11 protein-coding genes and 1 tRNA gene are annotated in these 14,192 nt (G+C 61.1%); 6 read left to right on the top strand and 6 right to left on the bottom strand.

The window, feature by feature from the left end:
* Position 1: 1 nt before the first annotated feature.
* The 4 genes from ACFSM5_RS00500 to ACFSM5_RS00485 all read left to right on the top strand — a co-directional run bounded on the left by ACFSM5_RS00500 (position 2) and on the right by ACFSM5_RS00485 (position 4,910).
* Positions 2-652, top strand: coding sequence for an HdaA/DnaA family protein (locus tag ACFSM5_RS00500; RefSeq protein WP_379873980.1), 651 nt, complete (start codon positions 2-4; stop codon positions 650-652).
* A gap of 93 nt (positions 653-745) precedes the next feature.
* On the top strand, positions 746-2,920 hold the full coding sequence (locus ACFSM5_RS00495; protein ID WP_379873978.1) for an RNA degradosome polyphosphate kinase: 2,175 nt from the start codon (positions 746-748) through the stop codon (positions 2,918-2,920).
* Between the two features lie 45 nt (positions 2,921-2,965).
* Positions 2,966-4,450: a Ppx/GppA phosphatase family protein gene (locus ACFSM5_RS00490; RefSeq protein ID WP_379873976.1), complete on the top strand. Its 1,485-nt coding sequence runs from the start codon at positions 2,966-2,968 to the stop codon at positions 4,448-4,450.
* A 154-nt stretch (positions 4,451-4,604) separates the two neighbouring features.
* Positions 4,605-4,910 (top strand): DUF4870 family protein, encoded by a 306-nt coding sequence (locus tag ACFSM5_RS00485; protein WP_379873974.1) that lies wholly within the window; start codon positions 4,605-4,607, stop codon positions 4,908-4,910.
* Positions 4,911-4,957: 47 nt separating this feature from the next.
* Here the strand turns inward: ACFSM5_RS00485 and ACFSM5_RS00480 are convergent, their stop codons facing one another.
* From ACFSM5_RS00480 to ACFSM5_RS00470, 3 genes are all read right to left on the bottom strand, one after another.
* Complete coding sequence (locus ACFSM5_RS00480; RefSeq protein WP_379873971.1) at positions 4,958-6,619, bottom strand: methyl-accepting chemotaxis protein; 1,662 nt, start codon at positions 6,617-6,619, stop codon at positions 4,958-4,960.
* A 148-nt stretch (positions 6,620-6,767) separates the two neighbouring features.
* Entirely contained in the window at positions 6,768-8,744 is a 1,977-nt protein-coding gene (parE, locus tag ACFSM5_RS00475; RefSeq protein WP_379873968.1) for a DNA topoisomerase IV subunit B, read from the bottom strand.
* Between the two features lie 111 nt (positions 8,745-8,855).
* On the bottom strand, positions 8,856-10,553 hold the full coding sequence (locus tag ACFSM5_RS00470; RefSeq protein WP_379873965.1) for a methyl-accepting chemotaxis protein: 1,698 nt from the start codon (positions 10,551-10,553) through the stop codon (positions 8,856-8,858).
* Positions 10,554-10,815: 262 nt separating this feature from the next.
* Here ACFSM5_RS00470 and ACFSM5_RS00465 point away from each other — a divergent pair, with 262 nt between their 5' ends.
* A complete protein-coding gene (locus ACFSM5_RS00465; protein ID WP_379874492.1) occupies positions 10,816-11,157 on the top strand; it encodes an acyl-CoA thioesterase in 342 nt (113 codons plus the stop codon).
* A 68-nt stretch (positions 11,158-11,225) separates the two neighbouring features.
* Here the strand turns inward: ACFSM5_RS00465 and ACFSM5_RS00460 are convergent, their stop codons facing one another.
* From ACFSM5_RS00460 to ACFSM5_RS00450, 3 genes are all read right to left on the bottom strand, one after another.
* Positions 11,226-11,786: a hypothetical protein gene (locus ACFSM5_RS00460; RefSeq protein ID WP_379873963.1), complete on the bottom strand. Its 561-nt coding sequence runs from the start codon at positions 11,784-11,786 to the stop codon at positions 11,226-11,228.
* A 249-nt stretch (positions 11,787-12,035) separates the two neighbouring features.
* Entirely contained in the window at positions 12,036-13,445 is a 1,410-nt protein-coding gene (gene glnA / locus ACFSM5_RS00455; RefSeq protein ID WP_379873960.1) for a type I glutamate--ammonia ligase, read from the bottom strand.
* Between the two features lie 63 nt (positions 13,446-13,508).
* A complete protein-coding gene (locus tag ACFSM5_RS00450; protein WP_379873958.1) occupies positions 13,509-13,847 on the bottom strand; it encodes a P-II family nitrogen regulator in 339 nt (112 codons plus the stop codon).
* 261 nt (positions 13,848-14,108) lie between these two features.
* Here ACFSM5_RS00450 and ACFSM5_RS00445 point away from each other — a divergent pair.
* Positions 14,109-14,185 (top strand) — tRNA-His (locus tag ACFSM5_RS00445).
* Positions 14,186-14,192 lie beyond the last annotated feature (7 nt).

Raw genomic sequence — 14,192 nt, 5'->3', positions numbered from 1 at the left:
CATGGCACAATTGCCGCTGGCCTTTGGGTTTTCTCCGTCATTTGGAGAAGATGACTTCCTGATCGGCGCACCCAATGCCGAGGCGGCTGCATGGGTCGACAATTGGCCGGAGTGGCCCGACCGCATCCTGGCCCTGTCGGGCCCCAGCGGGGCAGGCAAGAGCCATCTGGCCGCCATCTGGGCCGCGCGGGCGGGGGCGGTCACTCTCGACCGCCATATCCTCAGCCGCTCGCCTGCCCGTGACCTTGTGAAGCCGGGCGGGGCGCTGCTGCTGGATCCGGTGCCGACCCCCTATCAGGAAGAGGCGCTGTTCCACCTGATCAATCTGGTGCGTGAGCAGAAAGCGTTCCTGGTCATGACCAGTGTCGAGCCGCCCGCGCGCTGGCCGGTCAAGCTGCGCGACCTTGGATCACGTCTGGCAGCTTTGCCCCATGTTGCCATCGGCGAGCCGGACGATGCCCACCTCAAAGCCCTGCTGGTGAAACTGCTGGTGGATCGTCAGGTCATGGTCGATCCGGCGCTGCCCGACTATCTGGCAAAGCGGATTGAGCGTTCCTATGCCGCCGCCCGCGATGTGATCGCGCAGCTGGATGCAGCGTCGCTGGCTTTGCAGAGGCCCATCACCGCTGCTTTGGCGCGCCAGGTGCTTTAGGCGCCAACCGTAACCGACTTGTCATCCTGAAGCGGCTTCGACCATGGTATAGCGATAGGCAATCCCTGAATTAGCTTATCCAAGGACCGATCCATGCTGTCCGTCGTTCCGACACCCGAAGCTGCCGCCCCGATTGAGATCAACCGCGCGTCGCCGCAGCGGTTCATCAATCGCGAAGTCTCCTGGCTGGCTTTTAATCAGCGGGTGCTGGAAGAGGCGGGCAATGCCCATCATCCGCTGCTGGAACGGGTGCGGTTCCTGTCGATTTCCGAGGCCAACCTCGATGAATTCTTCATGGTGCGCGTGGCAGGCCTCAAGGGGCAGGTGGCCAATGGTGTCGCTGGCGTCTCGCAGGATGGCCTGACCCCGGCACAGCAATTGGACGAAGTGCATCGGGTCGTCGGCAATCTGACCGACCAGCAGGAGAATATCTGGGCGCGCCTGCGTGAATCCCTGGTCGAGGCCGGGATCTCTATCATCGATGATGATGCCGGGATCTCGATGAAGGACGATGGCCATCACACGGCCGAAGAGCTGGCCTGGATGAGCGACTTCTTCGACCAGGAAGTCTTCCCGATCCTGACCCCGCTCGCCATTGATCCGGCGCATCCTTTCCCCTTCATTCCCAATCGTGGCCTCGGGCTTGTGCTGCAACTGGTGCGGCCGAGCGATGGCAAGCAGATGAAGGCGCTGGTTCCCATTCCCGCCCAGACGCGCCGTTTCGTGCGCCTGCCGGGCGAACCGATCCGCTTCGTGACGGTCGAGGATCTGATCGGGCGCTTCCTGGATCGGCTGTTTCCCGGCTTCCAGGTGGCCGCAGGCGGTGTCTTCCGCATTAACCGCGATTCGGAAATGGACATCGACGAGGAGGCCGAAGACCTCGTCCGCCTGTTCGAAAGTGCCCTGAAGCGTCGCCGCCGGGGTCTGACCATCCGTCTGGTGGTCAATCAAGGCATGCCGCAGGAACTGCGCAGTTTCCTGATCGATCAACTGCATGTGAGCGAGGAAGATATCTATGATACCTCCACGCTGGTCGGCCTGACCGATATCAAGCAGATCATCGTCGACGATCGCCCGGACCTGCTCTTCACCCCCTATAACGCGCGTTTCCCCGAACGTATCCGCGATTTTGGCGGCGATTGCCTGGGGGCCATCCGCCAGAAGGATATCGTCGTCCATCACCCGTACGAGAGCTTCGACGTGGTGGTGCAGTTCCTGCGGCAGGCAGCGCGCGATCCGAACGTCATCGCGATCAAACAGACGCTCTATCGCACCTCCGACGACAGCCCCATCGTGCGTGAACTGGTAGCCGCCGCCGAAGCGGGCAAGTCGGTGACGGCGCTGGTTGAGCTGAAGGCGCGTTTCGACGAAGAAGCCAATATCCGCTGGGCGCATGAGTTGGAGCGGGCAGGCGCACAGGTCGTCTATGGCTTCATCGACCTAAAGACCCACGCCAAGATCTCGCTGGTCGTGCGGCGCGAGTCGGGATCCTTGCGTTCTTACGTCCATCTGGGGACCGGCAATTATCATCCGATCACGGCCAAGGTCTATACCGACCTGTCGTTCTTCACCTCCGATCCGGCCCTGTGCCGGGATGCGAGCCGCCTGTTCAACTTCATGACCGGCTATGCGCAGCCTGCCAGCCTGGAGAAGCTCTCCTTCGCGCCGGTGACGCTGCGGGCGACCTTGCTGCGGCATATCCAGCAGGAAATCGTCAATGCGCGTGCGGGCAAGCCCGCGGCGATCTGGGCCAAGATGAATGCGCTGGTCGATCCCGAACTGATCGACGCGCTCTATATGGCGTCCAACGCCGGGGTGCAGATCGATCTCATCATCCGGGGCATCTGTTGCCTGCGCCCGGGCGTGAAGGGCCTGTCGGAGAATATCCGGGTCAAGAGCATCGTCGGCCGTTTCCTGGAACATACGCGCTGCGTCTGCTTTGCCAATGGGCACGAGCTGCCGTCGCGCGAGGCCAAGGTCTTTATCTCTTCCGCCGATTGGATGCCGCGTAATCTCGACTGGCGTGTCGAAACTTTGATCCCCATCGAAAACCCGACGGTGCATCAGCAGATCCTCGATCAGATCATCTCGGCGAACCTGAAGGATCAGGCGCAGAGCTGGCATCTGCAGCCCGATGGAAACTACCTGCGACCCTCGGACGCACTGGCGGGATTCAGCGCTCACACGTTCTTTATGACGAATCCCAGCCTCTCCGGGCGCGGTTCGGCCTTGAAGAAAGGCGCTGGGCGCGGTAAGGGCGGGAAGTAAGCGTCATTACGACGTTTGACGACGCTCCCTGCGGACAGGATCAGCATGCCGACATCGAAACGGGTTGCGATTATCGACATCGGGTCGAATTCGATTCGTCTGGTCGTCTATAAAGACAGTTCCCGCAGCCCGCTGACACTTTTCAATGAAAAGGTCATGTGCGGGTTGGGCCGGGGGCTTGCCGGGTCCGGGCGCCTTAATCCCGAGGGGCGCCGATCGGCTTTGACCAATCTCGCTCGCTTCCGAGTGCTCGCGGACCATATGAACGTCTGCGAGACGATCATCGTCGCGACCTCTGCCGTGCGCGATGCCGCAGATGGCCCGAGTTTCGTGGCTGAGATGGAGCGGATCAGCGGTCTCAAAGTTCGTGTGCTGCCGGGTGGGGAAGAGGCGCGTCTGTCCGCCCTGGGCCTGCTGTCTGCCATTCCCGATGCCGATGGTTTTGTCGGCGATCTGGGCGGCGGCTCGTTGGAGCTGGTGGATGTGCGCAGCGGACAGGTTGGCGAACTGACGTCGTTGCCGCTGGGCGCGCTTCGCATTCTGGATCAGTCCGGCGGATCGTCGCGCAAAGCTGGGAATCTGATCAAGAAAGAGCTGCAGACGCTCCCCTGGCTGGATCGGCTGCAGGGCCGGGATTTCTATGCTGTCGGCGGCGCCTGGCGCGCGCTGGCGCGCATGCTGATGGATCATCGGCATTATCCGCTGCATATCATCCACCATTATGCCGTTCCCGCCGACGAGGCAGCCGCCTTCTTCGCCAAGATCCATCGGATGGATAAGGACGAGCTGAAGAAGCAGCCCTCGATCTCGCGGCGGCGCATGGATGCGCTTCCCTACGCGGCGCTGGTGTTCGAACAATTGGCAGCGGTGGCCCGTCCGCGCCGGATCGTCTTCTCGGCGGCGGGCCTGCGCGAAGGCGTGCTGTTCGATCAGCTCGGCCCCAGCGTCAAGCGACAGGATCCCCTGATGGCGGGCTGCGCCGTGCTGGCTGGTGCGGGACGGTTCGAGTTGGGATTCGAGGAGCTGTTGAGCTTCCTGCGGCCCATGCTCGGCATCAATGCGCGTCTGGCCCGACTGGCGGAGGCGGCTTGCCGTCTGTCGGACGTTGCCTGGATGGAGCATCCGGACTATCGCGCGGCCCAGGCTTATCGCCGGGTGCTGCAGCTGCCCGTCAATGGCATCGACCATGTGGAGCGGGCGTTCCTCGCCTATGCTGTCGCTCTGCGTTATGGCGCCTCCAGGGACGAACTGCCGGACGGCACTGCGCAGCTTCTGCTCTCGGCCGAGGATATGCGGCTGGCGGGGGCGGTGGGCATCGGTCTGCGCTTAGGGTATCTGCTGTCGGGCGGCGCGCCGGGCGAGCTTGGCAACTGCCGCCTGGAGGTTCTGGGCGGTATCCTGACGCTCACCTTGCCGACCGATGGGTCGGTGGTTCTCGGCGACGCCGTCTATCGCCGTCTGGAAAGCCTTGGGAAAACCTTGGACCTGCCGACACGCATTTTGCCGGAGGTGGGCATCTCAGCAAAGTAGGTGCTTAAGCCGCGTTAAAGCTTATTTCTTGCGCTTTATTCTTAATGTGAATAATTTTACTGCGTTGTTTTGCCGCAAGAATGAAAGTGAGACATCTATGTCCGAAGCACCGGCCACACCGTCCTTGGTAGATGATAAGGACGCGAAGTTACCTATGTTGATTTACATCCTGTATCTTGCAGGGATGGTCGTCGGTGTGACGCCGCTGATCGGCATTATCGTTGCCTACGTGAATAAAGGCAGCGGTGCGGAATGGGTCCAGAGCCATTACCGCTTTCAGATTCGGACCTTCTGGATCGGCCTCCTGATTGCCGTTATCGGGCTTGTTACCTCGTTCATTATGATCGGCTTCCTGGTGCTGCTGGCCTATGTGATCTGGTGGATCGTGCGTTGTGTCGTCGGCCTCAAGTATCTGTCGCGTCGCGAAGCGCATCCCAATCCGGGTTCCTGGACCTGGTAGGCGCATAAGCTGCACAGTAAAAAGGGGCGCCGACCGGCGCCCCTTTTTTATGCCCTTATATCGCTGATCAGACGGTTAACTTCGCCCTCCAGGGCTGCCGCATCATTCACCAGCCCTTTGGCCGACCGTTCGACCCCCTGGGCGCTGCCCAGCACGATCTCCGCACCCGAGGCGACATTCTCGATGGTCGAGGAGATTTCCTGGGTTGCCGCAGCGGCCTGGGAGGTGTTGCGGGTGACATCCAGGATCGTTGCCGACTGTTCCTCCACGGCGGCGGCGATGGCGGTGGCGTTGCTGGAGACGGTCTCCACGGTCCGTCCGACGCTCTGGATAGCCTCAACCGCCCGTTCGGCATTGGCGCGTAGATCGGCGACCTGAGCCGCGATCTCGTCGGTTGCCTTGGCGGTCTGGGTCGCAAGATTTTTCACCTCACCTGCGACCACGGCGAAACCCTTGCCGACGTCGCCAGCGCGCGCGGCCTCGATGGTCGCATTCAGGGCGAGCAGATTGGTCTGGCTGGCGATATCGGTGATCAGCTTCACCACGTCGCCGATCCGGTCGGCAGCCTGACTAAGGGTATCGACGACCGACGTAGCCTCCGCCACCTGGGCGACGGCGTTCGTTGAAACCTCGGCGGCGATGGTAACCTGACGGCCGATCTCCTGGCTCGATTCCGACAGTTGCTCCGTGGCGCTGGCGACCGTCTGCACGCTTTCGGTGGTCTGGGCCGTGGCGCTGGCGACGACGCGGCTTTGCCGGTTGGACTGTTCTGCCGTTTCGGCCATTTTATTGGCGGCCTGATGGACGGCGGTAATCTCGCCCGAGATGCGGTCGACCAGGGTCCGCACCCGGCTTTCGACATCTCCTGCCAACTCGTTTGCGACCCGGCGCCGTTCCAGCTCGGACTGTTGGCGGGCCTCGGCGGCTTCACTCTCCAGCGCGACCCTCTCGACCGCATGCTGCTTGAAGACCGCAACGGCCCGGGCCAACTCGCCGATCTCGTCGACACGCTCTGTCGCGGGGACATCCTCGCTCAGGTCGCCATGGGCCAGATGGCCCGTTACTTTGGTCAGACCGTGCAGCGGCCGCACGATGGAGCGGGAAATGAGGTAAAGGCCGCCCAGGATGATAACCATCGCGACCCCATAGATGACGATGGTGGTCGTGCCCGCCAGATTGCTCCCGTCGCGCTGTTCCTGGATCGCGGCTTCGACCTGGGTCGACAGCGTGTTGTAGACGGCCTCCAGCTTCTGATCGATGGCGGAGCCTACGGCATCGATCTGATCATCGATCTCCTCGAAGGTGGCATCGGGCGCGCCGCTGGAGATGGCCTTGGGTAGATCGGTCACGGTTGCGACCCGGAGACGGTCGATATCGCCGATCAGGGCGGTCATGGCGGTCTGATCTAGTGGCAGTTTCGCCGCCGCCTGCTTCAACTCGTCCGAACCCTGGCGCATGATCGTCAGGCGCTCGCCCTGGATGCGGCCGTCGTCCTTATCAACGATGCTGTCCATGGCTGCGAGCACGACATTGAGCGTGTCGCGGCGCATGCTGTCGAGCTGTCTTAAACGCTCGCTCTTGGCCGTGGCGTCATCGGCCTTGGCTTCCAGAATGTCATTGACGATGTAGTTGCCCACGGAAATGACCGTCAGTCCGACGGCGATAACAAACCCAATTCCCGCTAGTTTGGCTTGGATGGTCAAACGCATCTCTTGTGCCTCCTGGGGGTCGCAGGGATAAGCACAGGTATTATCTACTACAGCTTGGGTTTAGTCGCCAGAAGGCCGCTGGCCTGCGTGCAAAAGAAGCCGTCACCCCGCATGGGTGCGGGGTGACAGTGAGCGTTGCGTCTTTTGATCAGATATCGATATCGCGCGCGAACTGGGCGTTTTCCTGGATGAAGGCGAAACGGAGTTCTGGTTTGCGGCCCATCAGCTTTTCGACCAGGGTTTCCGTATCGTCTTCGCCCGGCAGATCGACGATCTGGACCCGTAGCAGCACGCGCTTCTTGGGATCCATCGTGGTGTCGCGCAACTGGGCCGGGGGCATTTCGCCAAGGCCTTTGAAGCGGCTGATCTCGACCTTGCCGCGCCCGTTGAACTCGGTCTTCAGCAGGCGTTCGCGCTCGGCATCGTCGCTGGCATAGATCGACTTGCCGCCCTGGGTGATGCGGTAAAGTGGCGGCTGGGCAAGATAGAGGTTACCCGCCTCGATGATCGGCCGCATCTCGCGATAGAAGAAGGTCATCAGGAGCGAGGCGATATGGGCGCCGTCGACGTCCGCATCGGTCATGATGATGACGCGCTCATAGCGCAGCTTGGTCGCGTCGCAGCGGTCGCCCTGACCGCAGCCCAGCGCCAGCACCAGATCTTTCAGTTCCTGGTTGCCCTTGAGCTTGTCGGTGGAGGCAGAGGCGACGTTCAGGATCTTGCCGCGCAAGGGAAGCACGGCCTGGGTTTCACGGTTGCGGGCCTGTTTGGCAGACCCACCGGCGGAATCGCCTTCGACCAGGAAAACCTCGGTCCCCGCGCTGTCATTGCGCGAGCAGTCGGCCAGCTTGCCCGGAAGGCGCAGGCGACGGGTCGCACTCTGGCGGGCCGTATCCTTCTTTTCCTTGCGCTTCATGCGCTCTTCGGCGCGGTCGATCAGCTTTTCCAGCAGGATCGCCGTCTGTGCCGGGTCGGCTGTCAGGAAGTGGTCGGCGTGATCCTTGATGGCGTTTTCGACCAGTTTCTGCGCTTCGGCTGAAACCAGCTTTTCCTTGGTCTGGCCCTGGAACTGCGGTTCGCGGATGAAGGCCGACAACATGGCGGCGGCACCGCCCATGAGGTCGTCGCCTGTAATCTGGGCGACACGCTTGTTGCCCACCATCTCGCCATAGGCGCGCACCGCCCGCAGGATGGCGGAACGGAAGCCCGCCTCATGCGTCCCGCCCTGGGGCGTCGGGATGGTGTTGCAATAGGTGTTGCAGAAGCCTTCCTCGTCCTCGGGCCAGGCAATCGCCCATTCGACCTTGCCGACAGCGCCCTGGAACTCCGCCAGGCCGGTGAAAGCCTGCGGCATGAGGGTGGGGCGGCCATCCAGGCTGGAGGCCAGATAGTCGGCGATGCCGCCGGGGAAATGCAGGGTTTCTTCCTGCGGGATTTCGGCGGGGCGGGGGACGGTTGCCTCCACGCTCCAGCGGATTTCGACCCCGCGATGGAGGTAGGCCTTGGAGCGGGCGAGACGATAGAGCGTCGCGGCCTTGAAATGCAGCTCGTCCCCGAAGATCTGGGCATCGGGGTGGAAGCGCACGGTGGTGCCACGTCGGTTCTGCGACTGGCCCACCTCGGCCAGCGGACCCTGGGCATGGCCCCGGCTATATTCCTGCGCCACCACGCGGCGGTCGCGCGCGACCTCAACAATCAGGTGATCGGACAGGGCATTGACGACAGAAACACCGACGCCATGCAGACCGCCGGAGGTCTTATAGGCATCGCCACCGAACTTGCCGCCCGAATGCAGCATGGTGAAGATGACTTCGAGCGCGGATTTGTCCGGATATTTCGGATGCGGGTCCGTAGGGATGCCGCGCCCATTGTCGCGGATCTCGACCCAGTCACCGGCCAGGAGATGAAGCTCGATCCGGGTCGCGTGACCCGCGACCGCTTCGTCCATCGCGTTATCGAGGACTTCGGACACAAGGTGATGCAGCGCGCGCTCGTCGGTGCCGCCGATATACATGCCCGGCCGGCGACGAACGGGCTCCAGCCCTTCGAGAACCTCGATGTCTTTTGCGGAATAATCATTGGCAACCGCAGCTGCGGCGGCGCCCTTCTGGAACAGATCGCTCATGGGGCCGGAGTATGACGAAGATCGCGATCAAAGCCAAGATGCGAGGCGGCTATATATGGGTGCTATGGCTTGGTAAAAGCACTTTCAATAGAGCCGCCTCGCTCTTGCAGATCATACAGCCCGCAGGCGCGTGATGAAGTCGTCGACCTCGGCGCGTAGGGTTTCAGCTTCGCTCGACAGGTCGCTCGCCATCGAGAGCGCCATCCCTGCTGCATTGCCCGTGGTCTCTGCCGCCTGGCTGACGCCCTGGATGTGGCTCGACACCTCCTGGGTGCCGACGGAAGCCTGCTGGACATTGCGGGCGATTTCCGAGGTCGCCGCGAACTGCTGTTCGATGGCGTGGCGGATCCCGGCACTGACATCCGACAGGCGGGCAATGGTATTGGCGATGGTGCCGATGGCGGTGACGGCGCGCTGGGTGTCGCCCTGGATGGTCGACACCTGCTCCTGAATCTCTTCCGTTGCCTTGGCGGTCTGACCTGCGAGGTTCTTGACCTCGGAGGCGACGACCGCAAAGCCTTTACCGGCTTCACCGGCGCGGGCAGCCTCGATGGTGGCGTTCAGGGCCAGCAGGTTGGTTTGATTGGCGATATCGGTGATGAGGCGCACGACGTCACCGATCTTGTCGGCAGAGCTTGCCAACTGGTCGATGATGGTGGCGGTGTTCTTGGCGTCCTGAACGGCGCCCTCGGAAACTTCAGAGGCGGTCGTCACCTGGCTTGAGATTTCACGGATCGACGCCGACAGTTCCTCGGCCGCCGACGCGACCGTCTGGACATTGGCGGAGGCCTGTTCAGCCGCAGCGGCGACGATGCTGGTCTGGCGGCCGGTCTGATCCGCCGCGTCGCTCAAGGTCTGAGCGGTGCCGCGCATCTGGGTGGCTTGCCCGGCGACGGCAGCGACGATCTTGTCGATCTGCCCCGCAAACTCCGTGCAGGCATCCGCGAGGTCTTTCTGCTGCTGCAACTGTTCGGTCGCGGTTTCGCGGGCTGCGTCATCCAGGCGGCGGACTTCGGCAAGGCCGGTGCGAAACACCTCCAGACCGCGCGCGATTTCGCCGATTTCGTCTTTTCTTTCGGTTCCCGAAACTTCTAGGTCCAGGTTGCCCTGGGCCAGCTGCTCCAGGTCGCGCAACGACGCGCGCATCGGGCCGACAATCCCCAGGCGGGCAAAGAGGATCGCCAGGATAAGGCTCACGACGATGCCGACACCGGCAAAGCCCAGCAGCAGCAGCGCTGACTGATGGGTGTCGGCAATCGCGGCTTCGGTTTCTGCGGCGGCGCGCTGCTCCATCAGATCGTTGAACTCGCGCAAGGCTGCGATCAATTGGTCCGACGACCAGGCGCTGTCATAGACTGCATCGCCGATGGCGCGGGCAGCCTTATCGCGGGTCAGTTCGGTGCCGACCTTGGGGATTAGGGCAAAGGTCGCCGTCATATCCTTTTGGTAGACAGCATAGGCCTTTTCGACTTTTTCCAGCAGCGCGAGGCTTTCGGGATCTTTGAGCGAGCGAAGATCATCGAAACGGGCCTGAAGCGAATCCTGATAGAGACGGATGGCCGGGCCAAGGACGCGGCCTTCGTCCGGGTCTGCAGCGAACTGGTACTCGGCGCGAGAGATGAACACAAGATCGCGTGCTGCGCGCGCCCCTTGGGCCGCAGCTTTTCCCCAGACACCTACTGACGTAGTTTTCTCGGCAGTCGAAATCAGGCGATTGGCGCCATATCCCGCAATAATCGCAGAGGTTGCGGCAAGTAATGCAACCAATACTAATAGTTTCGACAAAATGCCGATCTGCGCCAGTCTCACCTAAACCTCCGTTCGTCTGCATGCGGAATTTTCGATCCCACTGCATATATCGGCGGCGATTGAACGGCAAATTACAGAAAAACGAAAGATAGAATTTTCGTTTAATTGGTCCGGCACGACGCTTCAATATTTCGTCTGCGGCAGGCAATATATTGATATGGAAATTAAAAATTCCCCGAAAAGGAGTGAAATCTTGATTCGACCCTCGGAGGATTCACAGGTGGCTTCAGATCGGCCGGAGGTGGCTATCAGAGTGCTGGCGATGCCTGCGGATACCAATCCCAACGGCGATATCTTCGGCGGCTGGTTGATGAGCCAGATGGATATTGCCGGAGCTACCGTCGCCATTCGACGCGCCGCTGGTCGTGTTGTCACGGTGGCCGTTGAAGCCATGACTTTCCTTAAGCCCGTCCATGTGGGTGACGTCGTCAGCTTCCATGCGACCATCACGCGCGAAGGTCGGACCTCCATGGTGGTCTGCATCGTGGCCTATGCCCGCCGGAATCGCGGGGCAGAGGAGGAAAAGGTTACCGAAGGTACGTTTACCTATGTTGCGATCGACGAAGACCGCAAGCCTCGCCCTCTGCCGCAGGCCGTTGGCTGAAGCCGTGATCGGCCCCAAAAGCAAAAGGCCGCCCAGAGGGCGGCCTTTTCTTCGTTCGGGAGGGCTGTTCAGCCCTGCACGAATTTCTTGATCGCGCCTTCGAGCATATCGAAAAGCTGATCCGAAAGCTGCGTGAAGGCCAGTGCCAGGATCTGCTTATCTGTGTTGAACTTCACAACACGCGCCTGGAACATACCCGCGCTGTTGGAATGCTCGCCACGGATCATCCCGCGAATCAGGGCGCCGTCTTCATAGACATGGGGGCATTCGCCCACCAGCATGCCAGACAGCGACCAGTTGACGGTCGGGTAGGTCAGGGTGACACGCATCACCGGCGCCTGATTGGGCGGCAGCGAGGTGCGGACGGCCACCATGGTCTCCAGCAGCTTGCGGCCGCTTTCATTGACCCAGGTCATGGTCACGCCACGGAAGAAGCTGTCTTCATCCACGCGGGTGACTTTGCCTTTGAACATGCCAAAGCCGGTGCGGCCGTCAAAAGTGAAGACGCCATGGAATTCGATATCGAGCGGCAGGGTCTTGTCGACATCGTGGGCCAGGAAACCGGTGTCGGTCCATTCAGACGTCTGATAGATGCGATCCATCAGATCGACAGACAAGACGGGGTTCACGTACCGCTTATCCCGAAAGCGTCCGGTCGGTTGTGCCATTTGTTTGCCGGCACCGTAAGGTCGCGTCATTCGTCCGCCGTGTCGCTCAATTGGTGACTCAAGAGTTAATACGCCTCGCACTCAACCAGATTGAGACGTTTGCTGCCAGACATTTCTTAACCTTGTCGCGAAGTTAGCTGTTGTGCAACGAAAAACCCCGCCCGGTTCAACCGGACGGGGTCCTCCGCGACATTATTGCAGCGCTAAGGCTTAGCGGCTGTAATACATTTCGAATTCGACCGGATGCGGGGTCGTTTCGAAGCGCATGACTTCTTCCATCTTCAGCTCGATGTAGCTGTCGATCTGGTCGTCGGTGAAGACGTCGCCGCGCTTCAGGAAGTCACGGTCGGCCGAGAGGCTGTTGAGGGCTTCACGGAGCGAACCGCAGACGGTCGGAACCTGGCTCAGTTCTTCGGGCGGAAGATCGTAGAGGTTCTTGTCCATGGCATCGCCCGGATGGATCTTGTTGGCGATACCATCGAGACCGGCCATCAGCATGGAGGAGTAGGCGAGGTACGGGTTCGCCAGCGGATCCGGGAAGCGCACTTCGACGCGCTTGCCCTTGGGCGAGGCAACGAAGGGGATGCGGCAGGAAGCCGAACGGTTGCGCGAGGAGTAGGCGAGCAGCACGGGGGCTTCATAGCCCGGCACCAGACGCTTGTAGCTGTTGGTGGTCGGGTTGGTGAAGGCGTTCAGCGCCTTGGCGTGCTTAATGATGCCGCCGATGTAGTAGAGGGCCAGATCCGACAGATCGGCATAGCCGTTACCGGCGAACAGCGGCTTGCCGTCCTTCCAGATCGACTGATGCACATGCATGCCCGAGCCATTGTCCTTGAAGATCGGCTTCGGCATGAAGGTGACGGTCTTGCCGTACTGGTGAGCAACGTTCTTCACGCAGTACTTATAGATCTGCATGCCGTCGGCGGACTTGATCAGGGTCGCGAACTTCACGCCCAGTTCGTGCTGCGACGGGGCAACTTCGTGGTGATGCTTTTCGACTTCGACGCCCATGGCAGCGACGGCATCGAGCATCTCGGCGCGGATGTCCTGGGCGCCGTCCACCGGACCGACCGGGAAATAGCCGCCCTTGGGGCCGGGGCGATGGCCCATGTTGCCGTTTTCATATTCGCGGCCGCTGTTGTAGGGGCCTTCTTCGCTGTCGAGATAGTAGTAGGCCTGATGGCCTTCCTGCTTGAAGCGAACGTCGTCGAACAGGAAGAATTCGGCTTCCGGACCGAAGTAGGCGGTATCGCCCACGCCTGCCGACTTCATGAACGAGAGGGCGCGCTTGGCGATCGAGCGCGGATCGCGGCCATAGGCCTGGCCGGTCGAGGGCTCGAGCACGTCGCAGATCAGGATCAGCTGCGGCTGGGCCGAGAAGGGATCCATGACGGCGGTATCGAAGTCCGGCTTCAGCAGCATGTCGGATTCGTTGATGGCCTTCCAGCCAGCGATCGACGAACCGTCGAACATGACGCCTTCGGTCAGAAAGTCTTCGTCAATGGTCGAGATGTGCTGGGCAGTGTGGTGCCACTGGCCATGCGGATCGGTGAAGCGGAAATCGACGTACTTCACGTCGTTTTCCTTAATCATCTCCAAGACTTTTTTGACGTTCGACATCAGTTCATTCCCTAGTTTTTGTGGCGTCCCGACGGGAGAGTGCCGGAAGGCCCTTGCGTTGAATTAGATCGCGTCGTTGCCGCGTTCGCCCGTCCGGATGCGGACCGCATCCTCGATGGGGATCACGAAAATCTTGCCGTCGCCGATGCGGCCAGTCTGGGCCGCCTGCTGGATGGCCTCGACGGCGCGTTCGACCAGATGATCGTCCATGACGATCTCGATCTTCACCTTGGGCAGAAAGTCGACGACATATTCTGCGCCCCGATAAAGCTCGGTATGGCCCTTCTGGCGACCAAAGCCCTTGGCTTCAGTCACGGTGATTCCCTGGATGCCGATCTCGTGAAGGGCTTCCTTAACCTCATCAAGCTTGAATGGCTTGATGATCGCTTCGACTTTCTTCATGCGTTTTCCGTTCCCTTGACCGCATTAAAGGTCGCGCTGGACCTTTTAAAAGGTCGCGCCACACATTTGCACGCACCATGCCAAGTCCCAATTCCAGGCTCGCCGTGAGACTCAAAAACGGCAGGTGAAAAAACGTGCAAATGACAGCCTATTTTTTGATCTCGCAGCACATTTTTTGATCTCTCTCCCGCGACAGTGATTTGTTGCGAGAAACGCTTGACGCGCCGGGGGCGTTGGAATAGACAAGCGCACCTCCTGATGGCGACTGTAGCTCAGTTGGTTAGAGCATCGGATTGTGATTCCGAGGGTCGCCGGTTCGAGCCCGGTCAGTCGCCCCAGGGGGTT

It is taken from the genome of Lacibacterium aquatile, assembly GCF_042683105.1.
Taxonomy (GTDB): domain Bacteria; phylum Pseudomonadota; class Alphaproteobacteria; order Elsterales; family Elsteraceae; genus Lacibacterium; species Lacibacterium aquatile.
The sequence above is the reverse complement of the archived record's forward strand: the minus strand, read 5'-3'. Positions and strand labels throughout refer to the sequence as shown.

Bases quoted from the DNA above. Each gene is read 5' to 3' on its own strand.
- ACFSM5_RS00500 (WP_379873980.1), top strand. From the start codon at position 2: ATGGCACAATTGCCGCTGGCCTTTGGGTTTTCTCCGTCATTTGGAGAA.
- ACFSM5_RS00495 (WP_379873978.1), top strand. From the start codon at position 746: ATGCTGTCCGTCGTTCCGACACCCGAAGCTGCCGCCCCGATTGAGATC.
- ACFSM5_RS00490 (WP_379873976.1), top strand. From the start codon at position 2,966: ATGCCGACATCGAAACGGGTTGCGATTATCGACATCGGGTCGAATTCG.
- ACFSM5_RS00485 (WP_379873974.1), top strand. From the start codon at position 4,605: ATGTTGATTTACATCCTGTATCTTGCAGGGATGGTCGTCGGTGTGACG.
- ACFSM5_RS00480 (WP_379873971.1), bottom strand. From the start codon at position 6,619: ATGCGTTTGACCATCCAAGCCAAACTAGCGGGAATTGGGTTTGTTATC.
- parE (WP_379873968.1), bottom strand. From the start codon at position 8,744: ATGAGCGATCTGTTCCAGAAGGGCGCCGCCGCAGCTGCGGTTGCCAAT.
- ACFSM5_RS00465 (WP_379874492.1), top strand. From the start codon at position 10,816: ATGCCTGCGGATACCAATCCCAACGGCGATATCTTCGGCGGCTGGTTG.
- glnA (WP_379873960.1), bottom strand. From the start codon at position 13,445: ATGTCGAACGTCAAAAAAGTCTTGGAGATGATTAAGGAAAACGACGTG.
- ACFSM5_RS00450 (WP_379873958.1), bottom strand. From the start codon at position 13,847: ATGAAGAAAGTCGAAGCGATCATCAAGCCATTCAAGCTTGATGAGGTT.